At 41.4% G+C, this 22,243-nt stretch carries 21 protein-coding genes; 3 read left to right on the top strand and 18 right to left on the bottom strand.

What is annotated here, in order from left to right:
- Positions 1 to 73: 73 nt before the first annotated feature.
- Both HMPREF0519_RS10085 and HMPREF0519_RS10080 read right to left on the bottom strand, forming a co-directional pair.
- Positions 74 to 1,501, bottom strand: a complete 1,428-nt coding sequence (locus tag HMPREF0519_RS10085; RefSeq protein ID WP_003635950.1) for a nicotinate phosphoribosyltransferase — start codon at positions 1,499 to 1,501, stop codon at positions 74 to 76.
- 113 nt (positions 1,502 to 1,614) lie between these two features.
- Positions 1,615 to 2,400 (bottom strand): NUDIX domain-containing protein, encoded by a 786-nt coding sequence (locus HMPREF0519_RS10080; protein ID WP_003558216.1) that lies wholly within the window; start codon positions 2,398 to 2,400, stop codon positions 1,615 to 1,617.
- Positions 2,401 to 2,688: 288 nt separating this feature from the next.
- Between HMPREF0519_RS10080 and HMPREF0519_RS10075 the strand changes: the two genes are divergently transcribed.
- The gene (locus HMPREF0519_RS10075; protein WP_003635949.1) at positions 2,689 to 2,994 is read left to right on the top strand and encodes a hypothetical protein; all 306 of its coding nucleotides are present in this window, start codon (positions 2,689 to 2,691) and stop codon (positions 2,992 to 2,994) included.
- A gap of 95 nt (positions 2,995 to 3,089) precedes the next feature.
- Positions 3,090 to 3,386: a matrixin family metalloprotease gene (locus tag HMPREF0519_RS10070; protein ID WP_003635947.1), complete on the top strand. Its 297-nt coding sequence runs from the start codon at positions 3,090 to 3,092 to the stop codon at positions 3,384 to 3,386.
- Here HMPREF0519_RS10070 and HMPREF0519_RS10065 read toward each other — a convergent pair.
- The 15 genes from HMPREF0519_RS10065 to HMPREF0519_RS09995 form a co-directional block, all read right to left on the bottom strand.
- Complete coding sequence (locus HMPREF0519_RS10065) at positions 3,381 to 4,202, bottom strand: SPFH domain-containing protein (RefSeq protein ID WP_040472792.1); 822 nt, start codon at positions 4,200 to 4,202, stop codon at positions 3,381 to 3,383. The genes HMPREF0519_RS10070 and HMPREF0519_RS10065 overlap by 6 nt on opposite strands.
- A gap of 5 nt (positions 4,203 to 4,207) precedes the next feature.
- Positions 4,208 to 4,591 carry a toxin-antitoxin system HicB family antitoxin gene (locus tag HMPREF0519_RS10060; RefSeq protein ID WP_003635944.1) on the bottom strand — a complete coding sequence of 128 codons (384 nt, stop codon included), beginning with the start codon at positions 4,589 to 4,591 and terminating at the stop codon, positions 4,208 to 4,210.
- Positions 4,592 to 4,744: 153 nt separating this feature from the next.
- Entirely contained in the window at positions 4,745 to 5,896 is a 1,152-nt protein-coding gene (gene guaB / locus HMPREF0519_RS10055) for an IMP dehydrogenase (protein ID WP_003635942.1), read from the bottom strand.
- A gap of 411 nt (positions 5,897 to 6,307) precedes the next feature.
- On the bottom strand, positions 6,308 to 7,045 hold the full coding sequence (locus tag HMPREF0519_RS10050; RefSeq protein ID WP_003552813.1) for a DUF1129 domain-containing protein: 738 nt from the start codon (positions 7,043 to 7,045) through the stop codon (positions 6,308 to 6,310).
- A gap of 34 nt (positions 7,046 to 7,079) precedes the next feature.
- On the bottom strand, positions 7,080 to 8,180 hold the full coding sequence (ychF, locus tag HMPREF0519_RS10045) for a redox-regulated ATPase YchF (protein ID WP_003558203.1): 1,101 nt from the start codon (positions 8,178 to 8,180) through the stop codon (positions 7,080 to 7,082).
- A gap of 24 nt (positions 8,181 to 8,204) precedes the next feature.
- The gene (locus tag HMPREF0519_RS10040; RefSeq protein WP_035444395.1) at positions 8,205 to 8,399 is read right to left on the bottom strand and encodes a DUF951 domain-containing protein; all 195 of its coding nucleotides are present in this window, start codon (positions 8,397 to 8,399) and stop codon (positions 8,205 to 8,207) included.
- 90 nt (positions 8,400 to 8,489) lie between these two features.
- Positions 8,490 to 9,374 (bottom strand): ParB/RepB/Spo0J family partition protein, encoded by an 885-nt coding sequence (locus HMPREF0519_RS10035; protein ID WP_003552806.1) that lies wholly within the window; start codon positions 9,372 to 9,374, stop codon positions 8,490 to 8,492.
- Positions 9,364 to 10,131, bottom strand: coding sequence for a ParA family protein (locus tag HMPREF0519_RS10030; protein ID WP_003635938.1), 768 nt, complete (start codon positions 10,129 to 10,131; stop codon positions 9,364 to 9,366). Before HMPREF0519_RS10030 ends, HMPREF0519_RS10035 begins: the two co-directional genes overlap by 11 nt.
- Positions 10,132 to 10,146: 15 nt before the next feature.
- On the bottom strand, positions 10,147 to 10,881 hold the full coding sequence (gene rsmG, locus HMPREF0519_RS10025; RefSeq protein ID WP_003635936.1) for a 16S rRNA (guanine(527)-N(7))-methyltransferase RsmG: 735 nt from the start codon (positions 10,879 to 10,881) through the stop codon (positions 10,147 to 10,149).
- Positions 10,882 to 11,136: 255 nt separating this feature from the next.
- Positions 11,137 to 12,435 carry a peptidase T gene (gene pepT, locus HMPREF0519_RS10020; protein ID WP_003635932.1) on the bottom strand — a complete coding sequence of 433 codons (1,299 nt, stop codon included), beginning with the start codon at positions 12,433 to 12,435 and terminating at the stop codon, positions 11,137 to 11,139.
- A 193-nt stretch (positions 12,436 to 12,628) separates the two neighbouring features.
- Positions 12,629 to 13,546 (bottom strand): ribonucleoside hydrolase RihC, encoded by a 918-nt coding sequence (gene rihC, locus HMPREF0519_RS10015; RefSeq protein ID WP_003635930.1) that lies wholly within the window; start codon positions 13,544 to 13,546, stop codon positions 12,629 to 12,631.
- Positions 13,547 to 13,577: 31 nt separating this feature from the next.
- A complete protein-coding gene (locus HMPREF0519_RS10010; protein WP_003558191.1) occupies positions 13,578 to 14,891 on the bottom strand; it encodes an NCS2 family permease in 1,314 nt (437 codons plus the stop codon).
- Between the two features lie 30 nt (positions 14,892 to 14,921).
- Positions 14,922 to 16,202, bottom strand: a complete 1,281-nt coding sequence (locus tag HMPREF0519_RS10005; RefSeq protein ID WP_003635928.1) for a NupC/NupG family nucleoside CNT transporter — start codon at positions 16,200 to 16,202, stop codon at positions 14,922 to 14,924.
- Positions 16,203 to 16,332: 130 nt separating this feature from the next.
- The gene (locus HMPREF0519_RS10000) at positions 16,333 to 17,220 is read right to left on the bottom strand and encodes an alkaline phosphatase family protein (RefSeq protein WP_003635926.1); all 888 of its coding nucleotides are present in this window, start codon (positions 17,218 to 17,220) and stop codon (positions 16,333 to 16,335) included.
- A gap of 1,146 nt (positions 17,221 to 18,366) precedes the next feature.
- Entirely contained in the window at positions 18,367 to 19,458 is a 1,092-nt protein-coding gene (locus tag HMPREF0519_RS09995; protein ID WP_225429147.1) for a hypothetical protein, read from the bottom strand.
- Positions 19,459 to 19,710: 252 nt separating this feature from the next.
- On the opposite strand from HMPREF0519_RS09995, the gene HMPREF0519_RS09990 reads away from it, so the two are divergent.
- Entirely contained in the window at positions 19,711 to 20,934 is a 1,224-nt protein-coding gene (locus tag HMPREF0519_RS09990; protein ID WP_003635922.1) for an SGNH/GDSL hydrolase family protein, read from the top strand.
- A 124-nt stretch (positions 20,935 to 21,058) separates the two neighbouring features.
- Here the strand turns inward: HMPREF0519_RS09990 and HMPREF0519_RS09985 are convergent.
- Positions 21,059 to 22,243: hypothetical protein (locus tag HMPREF0519_RS09985; protein ID WP_003635920.1), on the bottom strand; the 1,185-nt coding region annotated here is incomplete at its 5' end.

The raw sequence follows: 22,243 nt of genomic DNA, 5'->3' as shown, positions 1-22,243 counted from the left end.
ATTTTATCATACTTAATCTTTGACAAGCTTTTATCTGCTATTTCAAGAAGCAAACAAGGTACTCAATCCGAAACTACTTTTTTTCTTCAGCAACCAAGTTTTCCTGTAATTGAGCAAGTTTGAGGGTCATGTAAACCGGATACTCATCGGGGTTAACCAACCGTTGTGTAGCGGATGGGATTTCTTTCAGCATTTGTTTGGATCGCTTTTGAATGGTGAAGACATCCGGCAATTCAGCCTGAACCTTCTCGCCATCCATGACTTTCTCCTGAAGCGGTTTGGCATCATAATTTTCAATTGATTGTTGGCGCTCGGTTGCGATCGGATTTGCTTTTACTACATCCATTGGTCGATCCAACACTTCATCGTTTAACGCAATAATATCCGCAAATGCCTGATTTGTATTTGGTCGATAAAGCCGATAGACCTGCTTGAGACCGGGAAGTGTCAGCTTTTCACGACTGGCACTGACTTTAATCTTTGGAATCATTTTTCCATTTTGAACAATGGCAGCTAATTTATAAACACCACTTAAAACAGGCGACGTTGAACTTGTTATCAGTTTTTCTCCAACTCCGAAGTTATCCAATGGTGCCCCTTCGTTTAACAATGATTGGATGACATGCTCATCCAACGCATTGGATGCAGTAATCTTTGTATCAGGAAAACCGGCATCATCCAGCATCTTTCGCGCGCCCTTGGCCAATTGGGTAATGTCTCCGGAATCAATTCGAATACCCACAGGTTTGTGACCATTCTTTTTTAATTCGGTAAAGACTGTAATGGCATTGGGTACACCCGATTTCAATACATCATACGTGTCGACAAGCAGCGAAGCATTATCCGGGTAGACATCCGCCCACTTCTCAAAGGCCGTTAATTCATCCGGAAAAGCTTCAATCCAGGCATGCGCCATTGTGCCAGCTGCCGGGATCCCAAATTTTTCCGCAGCCAATACATTTGATGTACTTGCGCAACCACCAATGACCGCGGCCCTGGCACCAAACGTGGCACTACTTGGTCCCTGTGCCCGACGCGCACCAAATTCCATAATGGGCTTATCGCCAGCCGCAAAGGTAATTCGACGCGCTTTTGTAGCGATTAACGATTGGTGGTTCATGATATTTAATAATAACGTTTCAAACAGTTGTGTTTGAAGCAACGGTCCCTGAATGGTCAATAACGGTTCACGGGAAAAAACAGGTGTCCCTTCTGGAATAGCCGATACTTGACAATCAAAATGAAAATCACTGAGATAATCAAGGAAGTTCTCTTTAAATAGTTTCAGTGACCGCAAGTAATCGACATCCTGTTTCGAAAAATGAAAGTCTTTTAACGACTCAACAATCTGCTGCAGACCCGCGCAAATAACAAAGCTACCGCTATCCGGTACCTTTCGAAAAAAGATGTCAAAAACGCCCTGCTCATCATCAATGGTTTGACGATACCCGTTTGCCATCGAAAATTCATACAAATCAGTTAACATTGATAAATTATCCATTACACGTTTCCTCTCAATTTCGTTGATTAATAAAGGTGATTTTTACTTTTATATGCCTATAAATAAAAGTCGCTTCAACTTTTATTCTAAGGTAACGCGCATCGGCAAAAATTTCAAGGGAATAAGTACGATAGTTTATAAACCCTGGCCGGCCTGCCCGGTCTGTTGGACATTGATGTGCCAACGTCCGTAAATAAATGACGGTGACTTTTTTTAAAATTGGAATTGTCAATCAGTTCAAACGGCATTTTTAAGAAGGGTGCGTAAACCAAGCGGGCATCCTTTAAAGTAAACTGTGGCCCCAAAACCAATAAAATATTTGGCTGATAATCCAATTTATTCTTAATCCGCTCGCAGGCCACCTTCAAAATCCACTCATGATCATAAGCCAAATGCGCTTTGCTCAGACTACTTTTAGCCAATTTCGCATAGTATTGGGATTCTGTTTGACTTTGTGCCGTTGGAAAGGTCAGCTCGCCATCCGAAAAAGCATACCCACTTTCCGTATAATCCATGCTGAACCAACGGGCATCCGAAGCCCCATATCCGGGTTTTAGCATCGGCTTATCCGGTAAAAAGGTCATATAGGCCAATGATAGCGTTCGCTGCTCAGGTGTCCGCAACCGATTCGTAAACGTTGCCAACTGCTCTGTATGACTATTCGAAAGTGCCATGCCAATCTTTGCCCTTACCAATCTAAGTGCGGCTTCATCAGCACTTTCATTAGTCCGCATAAAGGTCTCGGGAAGTGCCCAGTATCCGTTATATGGCTTGTTGCTTCGCTTAACGAGTAAAATATTAACTTTACTGGTAATTTGGTCGAAGCTCCAGATGATATTTGTGATATTGATGTATGGTTGCTCCAAAATACTTTCTGAGTCCATGTCAGTCCCCCTCATTAACGAATTAATTTTTATGATTAAAATTCCGTTCCAACGTCAGTTCATTTGATAGTTAAAACGTTTATCTACACTTCATTATCATAAGCTCTTTTTCCAAAACAGAGAACAGAAAACAATAAATTTAGTATTAAATTTGAAAAATGTATTTGATTGCCATTCAGTCTGTTTAACCATAAAATTAAGTTGGTATTAAGGAAACGTTATGATGCCGATTCAACCATACGCAAGCTGTTTGTTAGTTAAACTTTCTCGTTCCTGATTTAGTTACTTAGGGAAGTGGGATCAATGTTAAGAAAAAAGAGTCTTCTTTCATTATATGCGATATTGCTCACCCCTCTATTCACTTTTTTGCCAATTTCAGCACTGGCTGACCCAATCACACCCCATGGAACTGCCCGCTTTGAAACACCAAACGCAACTATAAACGTTAATAACAATAGCAGCAGTTACAAAGTCATCTGGATGAATGCCATTCGTGCTTGGAATAACACCGGGCTTTTAATTTCGAACTTTCGACGAGTTCAACTGCCCAAATCATTGCCAGTTCAAACACCAGTATTGGTACAGGTTATGCCGGACTTACTAAATTAACGATTAACAATCAGGGTGTGATTACACAAGCAGACAGCACCCTGAATCTCAAAGTGATAACATCCGTTGGCTACCTGCCATAACAGGAAACCAACGTGGCTGAACACGAATTAGGTCACGCCATTGGACTTTATCATAGTCCGATCAAACAAAGTGTGATGTTTGCAGCAAACCGGTTCTACACTATTCAACCAGCTGATATCGCCAGTGTTCGTAACTTGTATGCAGTATCGCTTGACGCAACTGCATCGTTAACCCAGAATACACTGTTTCAAGATCCGTTTGCCTGCCAGGTTCACAGCCCAAGTCGAGTTTCATTAACACATTTAAGCGGCCATAGTAAAAACGAGTTTCCAAAAATGGAGACCCGTTTTTTTGCTGAACGCCTATAAATCGGCGCCCTTTTTTAGAAGTTTTCCCACAACGGGAAGTTGACCTAAATCACCCGTCTTATCAGATGGCACAACCACCATATTCGCCGGTGAATTTGCTAATTCCGAAAAAGCATTGATCGACTGGTTCTGAAAATACTTATCGTCCGCAGATGATAAGCCGGCTTGGACCGTATCTATTCGGTACCGTTCTGCATCCGCCCGTGTTTGGGTAGCTTCTGCTTCAGCCTTTGCCGTTGCTTTCAAAGCATCGTTTTTAGCCTTTGTCGTTAATTCAATCGACTTTGCCTCACCCTCGGCCTTGGCAATTGCCGCAACCCGTTCACGATCGGCTGTCAGCTGCTTGTCCATTGCTTCCTGGATCGCTGATGATGGTGTCAATTCATCGATGTTAATCCGGTCAACATTGATCCCATAAGTATTGGTCAGATCCCCAATTGCAATCGTCAATTCCTGGTTTATTTTAGCTGTTGATCCCAGAGCTTCATTCAAATCCATTCGACCGATGATATCACGCAAATGACCACGAACGAGCTGTGCCATTGATTCGACAGAATCGGTATTTTCATATTGATATTTAACTGCGTCTGTAACATGATAATTTAACGTCAAGCTTGCGGAAACGTCCGCATTATCTTTCGTAATAATAGAATAATTCGGCAACGCTTTGGGTTCCATTGCCAAGCTGACAGTGCGAATTTTTTGAATGATTGGCATATAAAAATGAAATCCAGAAGCCACACTTCGGCGATATTTTCCAAATGTTTCAACAAGTCCCTGATTATTTTGCGGGACAATTTTTATACCTAAAGGCAAGATGATCACTCCTTAATTTTTCGTAGGGTTAAAATGTTTCCATTAGCCTCAATCACAGTGTATCGAGCACGTTTATCAACGTGACTGTTGTCATCAATCAAATAACGGTAATATATCCCGGAAACCATGACCAAACCGCTTTCGACATAGATATTCTTACCGGCAATTGCTCGACCGATAAATTGGCGATGCTCAAAATTGGTATCTCCTTCGGCGTCTTCCAATAAACTGACAATATACGCATTGACACTTTTATTTTTTTCGGTTGCTTCAGCTGCCAACTTTTCGTAAAGTTGCTGACTTAATCGCAGTAAGAAGCGTTTTTCCGTATCCCCCATAATATAACCGCTTTCGTTTATTAAACTGATTGTCAAAAGATGATGCATCATTTTTTGATATCATGTGGCTTCTTCAAACACAAGAAAAAGTTATCGTTTAATGCCTAATTTGTTTGGCATCATAAAAGGAGTCACCAATTGCTACTAAGCAATTAGTGACTCCTTTTCGTTTTATTGACTACCGGATTTTAATAACCGAAACGATTATGATTCCGGTTCATAATTAGGTGCCTGCTTTGTAATTGTAATATCATGTGGATGAGATTCTCGCAGACCTGCATTTGAAATTTCAACGAACTGGGCATTGTCGTTTAAATCCTTTACGGTTGCAGAACCGGTATAACCCATACCAGAGCGAAGGCCGCCAACCATTTGAAAGACAATATCGTTGATGCTGCCTTTATATTCAACTTCTCCTTCGATGCCTTCCGGAACTAATTTATTGGCCTCATTAACACCACCTTGGAAGTAACGGTCGGATGACCCATGTTGCTGACTCATTGCTGCAACACTACCCATACCACGATAAGACTTATACTTTCGACCGTTTTCTTCATATACGTCGCCCGGTGCTTCTGCTGTTCCGGCTAACATGCTGCCAAGCATAACGGCGGTTCCGCCTGCTGCTAACGCTTTAACAATATCACCGGAGTACTGGATTCCGCCATCAGCGATAATCGGTTTGCCCCATTTACGGGCAACTGCAGCGGCATCATAAACGGCGGTTAGTTGGGGAACACCGACACCGGCAACTACTCGAGTTGTGCAGATGGAACCTGGACCAATTCCAACTTTGACGACATCAACGCCGGCTTGAAAGAGTGCTTCGGTTCCAGCAGCGGTTGCCACGTTTCCGGCAATCAAAGTTGTGTCAGGATAACGATCCCGTATTTCGGCAATTTTTCTTAAAACACCAGCCGAATGCCCATGAGCAGTATCGATGACAATGGCATCCGTACCGGCTTCCAAAAGAGCGGATGCCCGATCGAACGTGTCAGAGGAAACACCTACCGCAGCGGCAACTAATAGTGAGCCATTCTTGTCAACAGCTGCCTTAGGTGTATCAGTCGTCTTCTTAACAGCCTTTACCTTAGCAACTTCTCCTGCCTGGGACTCAATACTGAGGTTCTTATGAATAACGCCCAAACCACCCAATTTTGCTAAAGCAATTGCCATCTTCGATTCGGTAACAGTGTCCATACCGGCACTTAAAAAAGGAACATTTAACTTCAAATTATCTGCCAATTGTACTGATAAATCCACATTGTTCGGCAATACATCACTTGCTGCGGGTACTAACAGCACATCATCAAATGTAAAACCTCTTTTTCCGAACTTTTCATCCCAACTAACCATCTATCTCGCTCCTTTTAAAATTTGATTGCCTAATAACTTATCATGTTGTTAGCACAAAATCAACGTTTCTGAAAGATTTCTAATGATGATTTAATCTAACATCATGATTACCAGACATTGATAGGTTAAAAATTGTATTCATTATACACGAACTTTTTAAAAAATAAAAGAAAAAAGGTTGTTTTTTTACGGACAATTTCAAACCAATCATTTTTAATCGAATTCAACGTTCGTGTTTTATATTTTTGCGTAAAAAATAACAGCGCATCACAAAACAGAAGTTCGTGATGCACCGTTATCCAACTCTAATTTCTGATCAAATTGTGAACGTACGTCCCCTTTTTTGATCAGACTTTTACCTTAAATCACTCATATCCCATTCACATCATAGACCGTATTAAATCAGGTCTGCTAAAACAGGCCACCGGTAATTTGAAAGTTTCGCTTAACAAAGAACGCACCAACAACACCGACAGCGCCCAGTGCAATATAAACATATGGATTGAGTACCGGATTAATAACTGCTGGGATCAAACCGGCAAAGAAGAATACACCCATCCAAACGACAAAGAAAAGCACCATAAAGATGATTCTCAACCATAAGGGATACTTATGCTTAACACCTGGCTGAATCAACATTGTTAAGGCAGGAATCCCCAAACCGGCAATAATTGAGCTGAGGACAATTCCTGTAATCCCCATCATGCCACGGGCACTGTTCTTTGAGAAGAAGAAGGTAATCCCATATAAAAACGTAAAGATAACAAAGAATAAAAGCATGTTATAAAACGCATTCGGCCAATAATCACGCTTGATATCCGGCTTACGCTTCGGTGGATTCAAAACCCGTTGAATTCTTTGATCAACGGTTCCCCACATATTACGAGCTGTTTTACCGGACTTTTGTCCCGCCAGGAGTTCTTCTACCATTTGGTGAATGGTATCAGCCTGTTGTTGTGGCGTCAGTTTTGTCTTTGCAATTTCTTGATTAAATTTGAACATATACTCAGCATTTCGCTTTGTTAACCCAATGTTGTCAAATTGAGAATGAACAATTTTCTTTGCCCGATCCCGATCCTGTTGAACATTGGCATTTCTTTTGCGGGCGTTACGTTCTTGTTTTGTTTCTTCACTACTACTCACTCGCATCTCATCCCCATTACTTATTTTTCAAATTCTTTTATTAAACATTAAATCTAAATTCAACAATATCGCCATCCTGCATGACGTAGTCTTTGCCTTCAAGGCGAAGCTTTCCGGCTTCCTTAACGGCTGCAGGTGTCTCGTATTTATCGAGATCGTCAAAAGCCATAATTTCTGCCCGGATAAAGCCACGTTCGAAATCGGAATGGATGATACCGGCTGCTTGTGGTGCCTTTGTGCCTTTCTTATAGGTCCATGCACGGGTTTCCTTGCCACCAGCAGTGAAGAATGTCTCCAACCCTAATAGCTTGTAAGAAGCTCTAATAAGCCGATTTAAGCCAGGCTCTTCAACACCCTCTGCTTCCAAAAATTCAGCTTTTTCATCATCGTCCAATTCTGCAATCTCTTCCTCCGGCGCCGCTGCCACACCGATTGCTTGAGCACCTTCCTTTGCTGCATAATCGGCAATTTGTGGGAAGTATTTGGAATGCTCAGGATCAGCCATATCTTCTTCGGCAATATTGGCAACGTACAGAACCGGTTTACTGGTTAATAAGAATAAACCCTTAACGATCTTTTCTTCATCTTCATCGAACGCAATCGAGCGAACGGAACCGCCATCTTCCAAAACCGGCTTAATCTTTTCAAGGACTGCCAACTCGGCTTTTGCTTCCTTGTCGTTACCCTTGGCAGCACGCTGAACCTTTCCCAGCCGCTTGTTAACAGCGTCCAGGTCGGCAATTCCCAATTCCAGATTAATCGTTTCAATATCATCAATCGGATCGATCTTTCCGGAAACATGGGTAATGTTATCATCATCAAATGCCCGAACAACGTGAACAATCGCATCCACCTGTCGAATATTTTCCAAGAACTTGTTTCCAAGTCCCTCACCCTTACTGGCACCCTTAACGATTCCGGCAATGTCGGTAAATTCAAATGTAGTCGGTACGACTTTTTTAGCCGGGATTAATTCCTGAATCCTATCCAAACGTTTATCAGGGACTTCAACCATCCCGACATTTGGATCGATTGTGGCAAATGGGTAGTTGGCCATTTCGGCGCCCGCCTTGGTGATCGCGTTAAACAGCGTAGACTTTCCGACGTTTGGCAACCCAACGATTCCTGCAGTTAGTGACATAAATTAACAACTCTTCTTTCTAGTCTATTTTTCAGAATTTTCTGCTTTTTGAAGTAATTTTTTCAGCTTTCGATCAAATTCTCTTCGGGGCATCATGACAATGTGTCCGCAACCCGTACATTGAATTTTAATATCAGCACCCATTCGGATAATTTCCCAACGGTTAGTGCCGCATGGATGCGGTTTCTTCATTTCAACTAAATCATGGAGACCGTACATATTGAACATCCTTTCTAAAGGGGACAGCTTTTCGGATAAAGTGATTGTAACGCGTTATGCCTTAAACTATGACATACAACTACAACTCAACTAATCCAAGTTCACATCCAACATTTCCAAGATACGATTCAAATCTTCCGTTGATACATATTCAATCTCGATCTTCCCTTTTCCTTTCTTACGAGAAGAGTTCACAATCGAAACCGGCGTTCCGAATTTTTCCTGTAATTGGCCTTCAGAAGCCCGAACAAACGGTGATTTTCTTTGAACCCGTTTTTTCCTATTGCCCGTTTTACCATTAATCTTTGCAGCAGCTTGTTCCAACTGGCGGACCGTCATTGAATCCGTAACAGATTTACGGGCCAACTTGATGAGTTCCTGCTTGTTGTTAACGGAAAGCAAGGTTCGGGCCTGACCCATTGATAATTTATGATCCTCAAGCATTTCTTTGACTTCCGTAGGCAGCCCAAGAATTCTCAAATAATTAGCAATGTATGGTCGGCTCTTTCCAAGTTTTTGGGCAACTTGTGCCTGAGTCAGATCAAGTCTAGTCATTAACATGTTATACGCTTCAGCTTCTTCAAGTGTTGTCAAATCCTCACGTTGAAGGTTTTCCAAAACGGCAATTTCCATCATCTGTTCTTCATTGACATCTCGAACAATGGCGGGAATCATTTTTTGCTGCGCAATTTTGGACGCCCGAAGCCGTCGCTCACCGGTTAGCAGTTCATACGACTCAACTTCAGGATCCGGTTGACGAACAATAATGGGTTGAAAGACCCCGGAATTCTTAATCGATAATGCCAGATCCTCAAGTGCTTTCTGGTCAAATCGGTGCCGTGGTTGATATGGATTGGGCTTAATTTCACTCACTTTAATATCAATCACATTTTCTTTACTTGTATCTACGGTGTTGTCTTGAAAAAGTGCTTCAATACCTTTTCCCAATCCAGTCGGTTTTTTCTTATTCACCATGGTTGGCCAGCACCTCCTTCGCCAGTTTCATATACTTATCCGCACCCTTTGACTTTGGATCGTAATCCATAATCGGTAAGCCGTAACTGGGCGCTTCGGATAACCGAACATTCCTTGGAATAACGGTCTCATAAACTTCGTTTTTAAAATACTTTCGGACCTCTTGATTGACTTGAACGCCCAAATTCGTTCGGGCATCAAACATCGTTAAGAGAACACCCTCAATTTTCAAATCCGGATTAAAATGTTTCCGAACCAATTGAATGGTATTGAGCAATTGGCTGAGTCCTTCCAGCGCGTAATACTCACTCTGAACCGGAATCAGAATCGAATCACTTGCGGTAAAAGCATTAATCGTAATTAATCCCAGTGATGGCGGACAATCGATTAAAACATAATCATACTGGTCCTTTACATCATCCAACGCTGCCTTCAATCGCGTTTCACGAGCCATTTGCGGTGTCAATTCAATTTCGGCACCAGACAGCTGAATGGTAGCCGGTACAATATCCAAGCCCTCATTAGCTGTATGTACGATTGCTTCCTGCATTGACTCTTCGTCCACCAATACATCATAAATGTCCTTGCCGATATCGGCCTTGGAAATCCCAACACCACTGGTTGCATTTCCTTGTGCATCGGCATCAACTAGTAAAATCTTCTTACCAAGCGAAGCCAGACCGGCGCCTAGATTAACAGCCGTCGTCGTTTTACCGACACCGCCCTTTTGATTGGCAAGTGCAATCACATGTGACATGTCTTCCCTCCTTACTTATTTACTTTGACCTAATGGTTCCCGATTAGGGGTTCCGGGTTTACGTGGATACTTTTTCGGTGTATCTTTTATTTTTTCAATAATAATAATGTGTCGTTTTTCGTCTAAAATCGGCAGCGAAAAGTCAAAGTCGTTCTTCACCTGTCCACCAAGCAGCGAAATAGCCTGCTTGGCATCTTCAAGTTCATCCTCCGCCTTAGCGGCCTTCATAGCAATCATTTGGCCGCCAACCCTTACCAGCGGCAAACACAGCTCGCTTAAGACGCCTAATCTGGCAACTGCCCGTGCGGTAACAATATCAAATGATTGTCGACTGACAGACTTCTTATTTCCAAATTCCTCAGCTCTCGCATGGACCAACGTCACGTCCTTTAAATTAAGTTGTTGAACCAATTCAGTTAAAAAATTAATCCGCTTATTCAGAGAATCAACAATTGTAATTTTTAGCTGGGGAAAAAGGATTTTTAGCGGAATTGATGGAAAGCCCGCTCCCGCGCCAACATCACAAAGCGAAACCGGTTGTTCACGAATCTGTGAAACAAAAAAAGCAGGAGTTATCGAATCATAGAAATGTTTTAAATAAACTTCTGATTTTTCGGTGATAGTTGTTAAATTGACATGTTCATTTGTCCTCACTAATAGCTTAAAATAGGCATCAAACTGGCCTAGTTGATCATCGGTTACTTGAATGTTCTGCTCTAAAAGCGCATTGATAAATTGATCGATATTCATTAAATAAATTCTCCTGATATGTGAAACAATCCTGTTTCACGTCTTATTCTACTTTACCTTAAAATCGTTGATATGACAAGGACTACTGTGTAAGAAGTTGCCTAAGATCCCAAACCACCCTATTTAAAATTATAATATGTTAACGATCACTTTTCGAGCGAAAAGAAAAAGCCGGGAGAAACCCGAACTTTTTTGATAAAAAATTAAACTTAATAGGGCAAGCCACTTCTGGTAAAAAAGTATTCTTAAAGTTGTTTAATCACTGAACGTGACCGGTTTTTGATTTTCATGACCATATTGACGAACATGTTCCCTAATAATCTCGACAACAACCCTTGCAGCGTTTGCCATTGCCTCTGTCGTAATATATTCGTATGGGCCATGGAAATTATCCCCACCATTAAATAAATTAGGTGTCGGAATGCCTTTAGCCGTAATCGCATTACCATCTGTACCCCCACGAAACGGTGTAATTCTGGGATTAATCCCCAAACGCTTGTAAGTATCCAAAACCAGATTCATGACATATGGATGTTTTTGAATAGCGTCCCCAATATTTTGGTATTGCTCGTCAATTTTAAGTGCTACTCTGGGAACGTCGAAACGGTCATTGATTTGCTGAACCGTTTCTTCAAGCAATCGTTCCTTTTCGTGAAACTTGTCAGCATCAAAGTCACGCATAATGATCGTTAAGTGAGCCTCTGAAATTGTTGCGTTAAAGTCGGTTACCAAAAAGAATCCCTGATGACCTCGACTTTTTTCAGGCACTTCATTTTTTGGAAGTGCGGAAAGAATTTCATTGGCCAAACTAACCGCATTGACCATCAACCCATAAGCATCTCCTGGATGAACAGCTGTCCCTTTTATGCTGATTTCGGCTTGAGAAGCAGTAAAAGTTTCAGGTTCGATTTGACCGGGCTGACCATTATCCATCGTATATGCGAACTTGGCACCAAAGGCTTTTGCCGGAAAGCGTTTTGACCCTCTGCCGATTTCCTCGTCCGGCCCAAACGCGACTTCAACCGGTCCATGTTCAATTTCGGGGTGCTTCAACAGGTCATCCAAGGCGCCAAGAATTGCTGCAATCCCTGCCTTGTCATCAGCTCCCAGCAGGGTAGTCCCATCGGTTGTAATCAGTCGTTGACCAATAAACTTCTTCAAACTCGGAAATTGTTTTGGACTTAAAATCATGTTTTTCTTACGATTCAGGACGATGTCTTCCCCCGAATAGTCCGCATGAATCTGAGGCGAAATATTGTCGGCATTATAATCCGCTGTGTCCAAATGGGCTATAAAACCGATTGGCAACAGTTCTTTCTCAGAGTTTCCCGGCAGCTCCGCCAATGTATACCCGCTATCGGTATCGTATGTCACCTTTTCGATACCCAATTTTTTTAAATCCTCGACAATCATTTGCGCTAATTCAACTTGTCCCGGCGTTGTCGGAACTGTTGGACTATTCGGGTTGGATCTGGTGTTGACCTTCGCGTACTTTATGAAAAGTGATTCAATTAAATCATGATCAAACTCACTCAAATAACTCACCCACTTCATTTCCCCACTCTTTTAAAACTAACTTCAATCATAAAATACCATTATGAAATTGTAAACAATCCTCTTAAAGAATAAGTATGATGCTTATTCCTTATTCACCCCATTATAAAAAGGGGACTGGGATAAACAATCGTTTTGTCCCAATCTCCTGATTTTTATAAGCTGATTAATTTTTCAAAACCGTTAACGCTCTTTATGGCTTGGCAATGGCTGCAACTTCATCCAGGAACCAGTCATTAAAGGCCTGTGCATCAATATCAACACAAACTTCTGCGTTGGTCTTACCATCATGATAGGCACCCCGAATATCGCCAACCGTTTCACCAATTGCAGGGCCATCAGTGACAATATCAACCCACATAGGCGTTGTCTTGATTGCTTCCGGGTGCAAAAGATAGAAAATTGTGTTCACATCATGCATCGCAATGCCTTTATCACTGTTATCACCATCGTGAATAATGATGTCGTGAAGCATCTTACCAGTTTCATTCATTGTTTCCAACTTGCTGAGTGAAGCCGGCGTAATCAACGCCTTCATTGTAATGTCCAACCCAACCATGGTAATTGGAACACCTGATTGATACATAATCTTAGCAGCATCCGGATCCGTAAAGACATTGAATTCGGCAGCACTTGTCATGTTCCCTTTACCAAGGGAGCCACCCATTGCCACAATCCGCTCAATGTGGTCCTTAACTTCGGGGTACTCACTAAATAACAATCCGATATTGGTATATGACCCCGTTGGCACCAGCGTGATTTTCTCATCACTACTCATGATCGTATCACGCAATGCCTCAACAGCACTTTTATCAAGCGGTTTTGGCAGGTCCTCGGGAAAGTCATACCCAGGCATCCCCGATTCACCGTGAATTCTGGCAGCATCCTCAAATTCTTTGATTAACGGTTGTTTAGCACCCGCGGCAACTGGTACGTTCTTGTTGAAAAAACGAACAATTTTTTGAGCGTTTTTTGTTGTTTTGTCAACCGTTACATTCCCGGCGACACTGGTAATCAGTTTGACCTCGATTTGAGGATCGTTCAATGCCATGGTTAAAGCTGCTGCATCATCAATCCCCGGATCAGTATCCATTACAATTTTAATTGTCATTTTTATCTTCCCCTTTTTATTTTATTTGCGTCTATAGAAGCGCCGAAAGGACTAAATCACATAGAAATAAACCGCCTAATACATAAGTAGCAACCGTTAATTCCTTCGCCCTCCCTGCTGCAATTTTCAGGATTGGATAAGCCACAAATCCAAATGCCAACCCAGTTGAGATACTGGTCGTAAATGGAATCAAGACAACAATCAAAAATGCAGGGAACCAATCCGAAAAATCAAACATATTAATTCTGCTCAACTGATTCATCATCAGCGCTCCGGTAATAATAATCACCGGGGCTATCGCAGCCTGTGGTACAAATGATAGCAATGGGATAAAAAACATTGATACGGCAAACATAAGCCCTGCTACAATAGCAGTTATGCCGGTTCTACCACCACTTTCAATTGCCGAAGCGCTCTCTGCGGCAGCAACCGTTGGGCTTGTGCCTAAAGCACCAGACAAAAAGCTGGTAACAGAACTTGCTTGAAATGCTTTCTTGAACTTCTTGGGATTTGGCATGATGCCCTCCAATAGTCCCATCGACTCAAACACCAAAATCATTGTCATTGAAAAGACAGCAAGGACAAATGTCACACTGAAAACATGACTAAAGTCACCTTTTCCAACGATCTGTGAGTATTTGGCAATATCGCCAATTCCTACAGAGGGCGATGCCTGGTCCTTAATCCCGAACAGGATACCTAATAGTGAGGTCACGAAGATCCCAATAAAGAAACCGCCTGTTATGTTTCGAATATAAAGGAACAGTGTCAGCAACAAGCCAAACATCGCCAACAACGTAGCTGGTTGTGTTAAATCGCCAAGCGCCAAGATTGAACTCTTACCAGCTTGGATTAATTGAGCTTTTTCCAAACCGATTTCAACCAGAAATAGACCAATACCGGCAGTTATACCTGCTTTTAACGTATCCGGAATACCATCTGCCAATACCTGGCTCAGCTTGGTAAATGCAATTAAAACGTAGATAACACTGGCTACCATCGAAATTGCCAATGCTTCCTGCCATGACAATCCCATCGACACGACAACCGTGTAGGTAAAGAAGGCATTGACGCCCATCCCCGGTGTTAAGATCACCGGTGCATTCGCCCAGAACCCCATAATCAAACAACCAATCAATGACGAAATAATGGTTGCAAAAACACTTAAATCAGTCGGGATTCCAGCATCCTTTAAGATCATCGGATTAACGATAATAATGTAGGAAATTGCGAAGAAACCGGTAATACCGGCAATAATCTCACGTTTTATCAGATTTTTATCTCGTATAGCCTCACGAAGCCGCAGCTTATTGGCTACGGCTTCTGCTCTTTGTAACTTATCCAAAAATATGACCTAGCTTTCGAATTTGCAAGTTTACCATACAAATAGTCCAACGATTCCGGCAGACATCAACGATACTAAAATACCGGAAAGTAACATAATACCAACGTTCTTACTAATTAAGTCATTTTTCTTCTTGTCAACCAAGCCCTTGAAAGCACCAATAATCATACCGGTTGTTGAGAAGTTAGCAAATGATGTAATGAAGACCGTTAATTGTGCTTGATAATGAGCCGGGAAGATGCTGAGATTGTTAATTGTTCCGGCAATCTTACCCATAACAACGAATTCGTTGGTAACTAACTTCATTCCCATAAATTGAGCAAACTGGAAGGCGTGGTCGACATCCAGCCCCATTAACCAAGCAAATGGGAACATAATAATTCCTAAAATATGTTCGAGAGACAACCATGGGTTGAATAATGCCAAAATCTTATCAATCAACGCAGCCAAAGCAACAAAGGCGATAACGTTTGCAGCAATGATCAAAATCAAACGACCGGCACCAAGAATGGAATCACCCAAGAATGAGAAATAAGGTTCTCTTTTGCCATCGGCAGAAACATCACCGGCTTCTTCGGCAGCTTCACTTGCAGCACCGCTTCCACCCATCTTGGCAATGGTATCTTCTTCAGGCGTTACCTTAACTGGATTCAAAATACTCGTAATAATAAGCGCGTTTAAAACGTTTAATGGAATAGCTGTTAATACATATTGTCCAGGAACCATCTGGGTATAAGCCCCAATGATTGACGCGGTAACACATGACATCGACATCAAAGCCAACGTTAGGTTTCTTTTAGCGGACATTTGCTTTAATTGAAGTGAAGAAACGGCAAGTGCTTCAGTGTTGCCAAGAAACATCATTTCAACGGCAAAGAATGATTCAAACTTAGGTGCACCCGTGATAAATGATAAGCCACGGCCAACCCATTTAATGATCCAAGGTAGGACACCAATATAAGTTAAGGTGTCAAACAATGGAACGATCATCAAAATTGGAAGTAGCGCACTGGTAACAAAGTTCATTGTTTTAGCCGTCCCGCCAAAATCAGGTGTAACCCAATTTGGCAACGCAAATGCAATTCCCTTATAGGAAACCTGAACCAACCAGTTGAATCCATCTGCTGCGGCTTTAACACCATCACGGCCCCACTTAAACTCGGTTAGAACGAAGGCAATGACAAGGTTAATAACTAAAACGACAATTACGGAACGCCAATTGATGGCCTTTCGATCCTTGGAAAATAATATCGCAATACCCAGGTAAACAATGACACCCAGTATATTGACTAATAAATAAGTTAACGACATACGCGGAAATCCTCTTTTCTGTTTTTACGAATAACGAAACAATAATGGCTAAAACGACTATGGCCAAAAATAATCTTTAACACCCGCGATCCCCCTTATAATGAATTTGGTTTTAAAAGTTTAAACCCAGTTATGATAATAGCTCGCCCAAAAAGCTATGGCCGACCGATTCCTTTGAATAATTCAAGGAAAAAGCCTCAGCGATCGTTGCTCCAATATCAGCTAACGAATGACGAATCCCAAGTGCCTGCCCATCTTCATTAGAAGGTGTATAGGCAATCAACGGCAAATATTCTCGAGTAGGTGAAACAGCCGCGGTCATATCATTAGCAAATGTTGACGTGATAATTAACAAATCAGATCGATTCATCTCATTAATTACTTGGGCAATGTGTTGATCGGTTTCACGCAATATATCAAGATACTGATCGACACTTCCGTTCTCGGCAGCTCTTGGCAATCCCTGAACGGACATATAAATCAGTCCCTTAACCGGTGATATCACTTCATGATGAAGTGTCTGAAAAGCCAGAGAATCTTTGTTAACTGCTACAATATCGGCTAAGTTCTGATTGGAGATGTAGCTTTTATAATCGGTAATCATAATCGAGCGGGCGTAATCATCACTGTATTTGACAATCGGATCAATCACACTTGTCACCCGAATGCCGTCCTGATAATCAAGCATCTCTCGAATGCCGCCTTCAGGGCTATTACTCAACCCCTCAAGGTGTATTTTCCCGTAAAAACCAAGTGGCTGATCAACCGGTGGTAACCCATTAATCAGATTTCCAAAGCGAATATTCCCCAACCCCAGTCTGCCCAAGGTTGGTAATTTGAGCCTATTTCCAACTCTGATTGCTACATGTCCCAGAGTATCGGTGCCAATCGAATGGTAACGGTTAGCATCACTTGCTTCACCAATACCCAGTGACGCAAGATCAATCACGATGACTCTTTGAAAATCCATAAACGATTCCCCTCTTTTACAAAGATTAACAGAAAAAAGTAATTCCATTGACTAGAATACCGAATATTCTGAAACCTGTAAATCACTTGGCCAATCATTTTTCTTAAGTAAGACCTTTTACTGCATTGTGTGCGCTTACATTATAACAAAAACGATTTATTCACACAACTTAGTTTTTCCAAAATAATATGTACGACTCCTTAGTGAAGGGAGCACAATACTTTCATAAGAGACCATTATTTTGAACAAAAAAGCATCACTTATTTTTGAAGGCATAAAAATAGGCCTCAGGTTTGCTATGCGTTTCAACCTGAGTGCCTATTGATCGGAAGGGATATTATTACTAAGGGTTAATACCCACTCTTGTTTAAATCTAATATTTTATCGCCTCAATTTAACTCATTAAATTGACCTACTGTCGCAAACTTGAATCAGTTTTATAATTTAACTTTTGATAAATTTGCCGTGCGATCAATTTTGATGTTTCGTGAAACTTTGGAACTTGGAACTTTTAAAACTGTAAATCATTGATACCGAAACACTGATGCTACAAAGATTTAATTCTTGATAATTGGATCTGTGGATCTGTGAATCTGTTATCTATGCGTCAATTTGATATCACATCAATTTGACAGCTTATTGGATTCATCAATCTACTACAAGTGACCCCTGTACAATTACCTATTCGATTACTTCAATGAGTATTAATAGTCGATCTTTAAATCCATTTCGCATGATTGGATCATTTTATATTCAAACACTTAATCACCTGAAATTAATTTTGCCATCCTCGCTTGTAATCATCCTAACCAATGTTACTGCTTAAAACTCATACTCACCAAGATTAATCATCCATCACTTCAAATTACAAACATTTGAAAATAAGTTTATATTTCCAACAAGTACTTGTTGGTGGAAGAACGATCAAAGTAGGTTTAAAGCCCTTAATGCTTCGAACTTCTCTTCCCTTCCTTAACTATATAATACCATATCTGGAAGCGTTTGCAAGACTTAAGACTCATCTTTGACATTCACCTCCGATTCCTTGATAAAACAGCTTTTTTTCTCACCTTTCAACCAAAAAGGGGAGCCGGGCGTCAGCTCCATGCTCACAAACCGATGTTATCTAAAAAACAGGCCCAAAACGTCCTCACTTTGGACGTCTCGAGTCTGCATTGGTGTTCATGTTCAATATTATCTAAAGATAAATCTTAATGGATCAAAGATGATAAACGACACCGCAACGATACCAATAATTGACAATGTAATAATAACCGGCAATGTTTCAACAATGCCGTTAACATCGTGATCGGTATATTTTACACTGGAAACCGGTGTCGTAATTGTCACTTTTTTACCCTTTGAAGTTGTAAACTTACCAGGATTCTTTTTGTTATTGAGTGCCTGCTTATAAAATAAATTACTAAACGTATTAAAACTAACCAGTTTAGTCGTATTCTTTTGTGCATTTGCTGAATCACTCTTAGAGACCCGGTTGGCAAATGAGTTGTGTGTCATAGCATCATTGGCGCTGGGCTTCTCAATTGCTGTTTGACGCTTGGCTTGTGCAGCAACAGCTGAATTGGCAGCGTAAGCATTTCCCTGGCCATTAGTGTCAGACTGCTGTGCATCTGAAAAACGGCTGCTGTCCGTTGCACCAGTAACAGTCTCTGCTTGTTGGCCAGTAGTTGCCGAAGAGCTATTATTGGCCGGTACGTTTGGTTTGGTATTATCCAAGCCACCGCCCGGAACAACTTTATCAATTATCTTCTTAACAACCTTATCAGCACCAGAACCTGCGCCTGCTGATCCTTTATCCCCTAAGCCGAGCATCGGTTCGGAAGAGGATGAATTCGCATCAGCACTACTTGAAGAAGCTGAAGACGAGCTGTCACTATTTGGATCAACGTTATTGCTATTAGCATTGTCATAAGTAGTCGTCGTGCCCCCATTGCTGTTTGAACTACTCGATGACGTGCTGTCTGAAGAACTGACTGCACTTGATGAGCCGACACTGTTCCAACCAGTTACTGCTGAGCTGGAGTTTTGCGTGCTATCCGAGGAAGCAGCTTCTTCTACACTTTCAGAATATTGAGACGAACTTTGAAGCGCCCATTGACTATTATCCCCAGTATTATGTAATGAGCTTTGATCGTTAGAATCTGCAGAAGAAGGGTCGACGGCAATTACCTGCGATTGCGCAGGTGTTGATACGTTGGCTGAATCAGCTTCAGCGTTGCCCCCAACGCCGAAACCGAACAAAGCCAACATAATAGACGATGCCATAAGAGACCATCTAAATTTGAACTTCTTGTTCATGGTACATTCCCCCCGACTTTAAAGTAGTCGTACTATACATGTTCTATGATAAATTATTTGCGATCCTTTTTCAAGCTTGTTATGTGAAAGAACGTCATTTTAACTTAAACTGGGAACCTAAACCGCCATCGGTTAGTTATGAGGTTTTCACTCACCCGTAAAACGTTCGTAACATTACCGTGGTATTCTTAAATGCGTTAACAATATTTTGAGGAGATTATGAGAATGAAAAATAAAAGAGTCATCGTCATTACAATTGCGGCGTTATTGGGGATGTCCACGGCCGTCACCACTCAAGCAGCCAGTAAGGCGGCTACGCCTACAAAAACAACCACATCCACCCCTAAGTCAGGTCAAAGCAGCGCATCCAGTTCCAAAACAACAAGTTCGTCAACCGCAAAATCAATTCCAGCTGCAACATTGGTCAGCAGTACGACCGTTGACGAAGAATTACCATACCATATTGAAAAGGGCTATGTTTATACGTCTTCCAAGCTAGATAAACAAGCCGGACCAGCTAAGGATTTCTCAAAGGTTACCTGGTATACTGAGAAAAAAGCGGTCATCGATCGTTCAGCCCAAGGTTCCGGAAATTCGGTTTGGTATTATGTTAAAAGTGGTTCTGGCGCTCAATTCGGCTGGATTTGGCAAGGAAATCTCGAACCAATCTCAGAAGGGACTTTTGATATCGCAATGAAAAACAGTGACTATTTTAAAAACCAGAATATTATCTGTTTAGGTGACTCCATTACTAAAGGATATGACGGTTACGAAACATTAGATAACATGGGCTACCCTAATTGGTTAAATCGATACTTAAATACCACCGTTTTGAATGCCGGATACAATGGCGCATTCTTGTGTGATGGCGGCGAACAGGAAACAACCGGTGATCTGACACCGACGGTTAACTCACATAACTTTAAGAATTACGATGTTGCAACAATCGCTTACGGAACTAATGATTATGGTCATGTGTCAAATTCACTTTCTGATATTCAAACCACGTTAAGACAAAACATTAAGAAAATGAAATCTGACAACAAAAACCTCATTATTTATGGTATTCTGCCAACTACCATGTATGATTCAGATACCAACTCCGATAACATTATCGGTAAAGGTGGCTTCACCATGAACGATCTGCGTGATGCCGAAGCTGAAGTTTATAAGGAATTCAACATCCCTTACCTGGATTGGCGCAAAGATACTACCCAATTAATTACAGACAGCAATCACGAATATCGTTTATATGATGAACGACTGCATCCGTCTGCCAAGACTTATCAATTAATGGGTAGGGAGATCGCTCAGTTTATGATTAACAATTATCCAAAAGATAAAATCAAGACAACCAAGAAGTCAACCAAAACGACCACGAAAAAAGCAACAACACCGACAATGGTCACTAAAAAGGTTGCTAAGACCACAACAACTAAATAAATTAATTTTATCCAAGCCTTTTGGTTATCTAATGATAGATAACACAGGGCTTTTTTAATGCAAAAAAACAATCCGATTTCGGAATCGAAATCGGATTGTTAATGCTAATATTAAATCAGTCTATTTAATTGCCAAACAATCCTGATAAAAGATTGCTTAAATCGGAATCACTACTTAAAGCCGAACTACTGGTAGTTGAACCTGTACCAGTAGTTGAAGTCGTATCGCTACCATCCGTTAACAAGCCTGATAATGCGCTTGTGCTGCCTTGGAAAGTCTTATCATTAAAGGCGTTCCCTTGGTCAGCTGTGTCTGTACCGGCTTGATCGAACCCAGATTCCAAGTTATTTTGATAACTCTTAATTGCGTCTTGAGTAACCACTTTTGAGGCTGTAGCAGTATAAGGGATGGTTACTTGAGTTCCCATCTTAATGCTGTCGCCGTTAGCAGTCTTGATTGCATCTTGAGAAGTCGTTAATTGAACAATTCTGTAGCAAATTCGACCACCAAACAAACTGTTTGCAATGCCATCCAAGCCACTACCGATAATATTACCAATACCACTCAAAATTCCTGTGGAATCAATTCCCGAAGCACCTAAGATTGCGGAAAGTTGATCCGTTGTATCACTCGTACTAGAGCTTGAACTTGTTCCAAACAAGCCGCTGACACTTGGTGTACCAGTACTTGATGCAGTCAAAATTGCCTGCTTAGTACCATCAAGGATATTACTCATTGGATCACAGTATGCCAAATAGTAAATGGTGTCCATCTTTGCACCCTGAACGGCGTTAAAGACGTCCGTAGATGTGAAGGTGGTACGCTGTCCACCATTACCACTCGTGTAACTGCTCTTAGCTAAGTTGGAAAGCAACGAGCTAAACTGAACCCCTTGTGGTGAAGTAAAGGCATTCTTACTTACAGGATCACCAGGAAGACCGCTGTAAGTTCGATTATTTGCTTTTGATGTGTATTTTGGAGATGTGCTGAACAAGTTATCACTTGACGTTGCAATGACATAGTAATTAACTTGCTTGCCATATGATGCCGCTGCTAACGCGCTTGTGTTAGACGTACCATATTGTGTACTGTCACCAGGTGCTGAATAGCCAGTTGGGATATTCGAATATGCTTGACCGGATAAGTTTGTTCCCAAGTAACTTGCAGCAGTTTGAGTTGATGAATTATTATTCGTTAATAGCTTGGTTGTCACTGAGTTTCCAGTCGAGGCATCAACATAGTTAACCAATACTTGATTGGCACCAATATTAGTAGATGAAGAAGATGATGAAGTGCCTGTACCTGAACC

The sequence above is a fragment of the Lentilactobacillus hilgardii DSM 20176 = ATCC 8290 genome (assembly GCF_000159315.1).
Lineage (GTDB): Bacteria > Bacillota > Bacilli > Lactobacillales > Lactobacillaceae > Lentilactobacillus > Lentilactobacillus hilgardii.
This window is presented reverse-complemented; position numbering and strand designations above follow the sequence as displayed.

What these genes read in the sequence shown, in the direction of transcription:
- HMPREF0519_RS10085 (WP_003635950.1), bottom strand. Translation starts at nt 1,501, where the DNA reads ATGGATAATTTATCAATGTTAACTGATTTGTATGAATTTTCGATGGCA.
- HMPREF0519_RS10080 (WP_003558216.1), bottom strand. Translation starts at nt 2,400, where the DNA reads ATGAGGGGGACTGACATGGACTCAGAAAGTATTTTGGAGCAACCATAC.
- HMPREF0519_RS10075 (WP_003635949.1), top strand. Translation starts at nt 2,689, where the DNA reads ATGTTAAGAAAAAAGAGTCTTCTTTCATTATATGCGATATTGCTCACC.
- HMPREF0519_RS10060 (WP_003635944.1), bottom strand. Translation starts at nt 4,591, where the DNA reads ATGATGCATCATCTTTTGACAATCAGTTTAATAAACGAAAGCGGTTAT.
- guaB (WP_003635942.1), bottom strand. Translation starts at nt 5,896, where the DNA reads ATGGTTAGTTGGGATGAAAAGTTCGGAAAAAGAGGTTTTACATTTGAT.
- HMPREF0519_RS10050 (WP_003552813.1), bottom strand. Translation starts at nt 7,045, where the DNA reads ATGCGAGTGAGTAGTAGTGAAGAAACAAAACAAGAACGTAACGCCCGC.
- ychF (WP_003558203.1), bottom strand. Translation starts at nt 8,180, where the DNA reads ATGTCACTAACTGCAGGAATCGTTGGGTTGCCAAACGTCGGAAAGTCT.
- HMPREF0519_RS10040 (WP_035444395.1), bottom strand. Translation starts at nt 8,399, where the DNA reads ATGTACGGTCTCCATGATTTAGTTGAAATGAAGAAACCGCATCCATGC.
- HMPREF0519_RS10035 (WP_003552806.1), bottom strand. Translation starts at nt 9,374, where the DNA reads ATGGTGAATAAGAAAAAACCGACTGGATTGGGAAAAGGTATTGAAGCA.
- HMPREF0519_RS10030 (WP_003635938.1), bottom strand. Translation starts at nt 10,131, where the DNA reads ATGTCACATGTGATTGCACTTGCCAATCAAAAGGGCGGTGTCGGTAAA.
- rsmG (WP_003635936.1), bottom strand. Translation starts at nt 10,881, where the DNA reads ATGAATATCGATCAATTTATCAATGCGCTTTTAGAGCAGAACATTCAA.
- pepT (WP_003635932.1), bottom strand. Translation starts at nt 12,435, where the DNA reads ATGAAGTGGGTGAGTTATTTGAGTGAGTTTGATCATGATTTAATTGAA.
- rihC (WP_003635930.1), bottom strand. Translation starts at nt 13,546, where the DNA reads ATGACAATTAAAATTGTAATGGATACTGATCCGGGGATTGATGATGCA.
- HMPREF0519_RS10005 (WP_003635928.1), bottom strand. Translation starts at nt 16,202, where the DNA reads ATGTCGTTAACTTATTTATTAGTCAATATACTGGGTGTCATTGTTTAC.
- HMPREF0519_RS10000 (WP_003635926.1), bottom strand. Translation starts at nt 17,220, where the DNA reads ATGGAATTACTTTTTTCTGTTAATCTTTGTAAAAGAGGGGAATCGTTT.
- HMPREF0519_RS09995 (WP_225429147.1), bottom strand. Translation starts at nt 19,458, where the DNA reads ATGGCATCGTCTATTATGTTGGCTTTGTTCGGTTTCGGCGTTGGGGGC.
- HMPREF0519_RS09990 (WP_003635922.1), top strand. Translation starts at nt 19,711, where the DNA reads ATGAGAATGAAAAATAAAAGAGTCATCGTCATTACAATTGCGGCGTTA.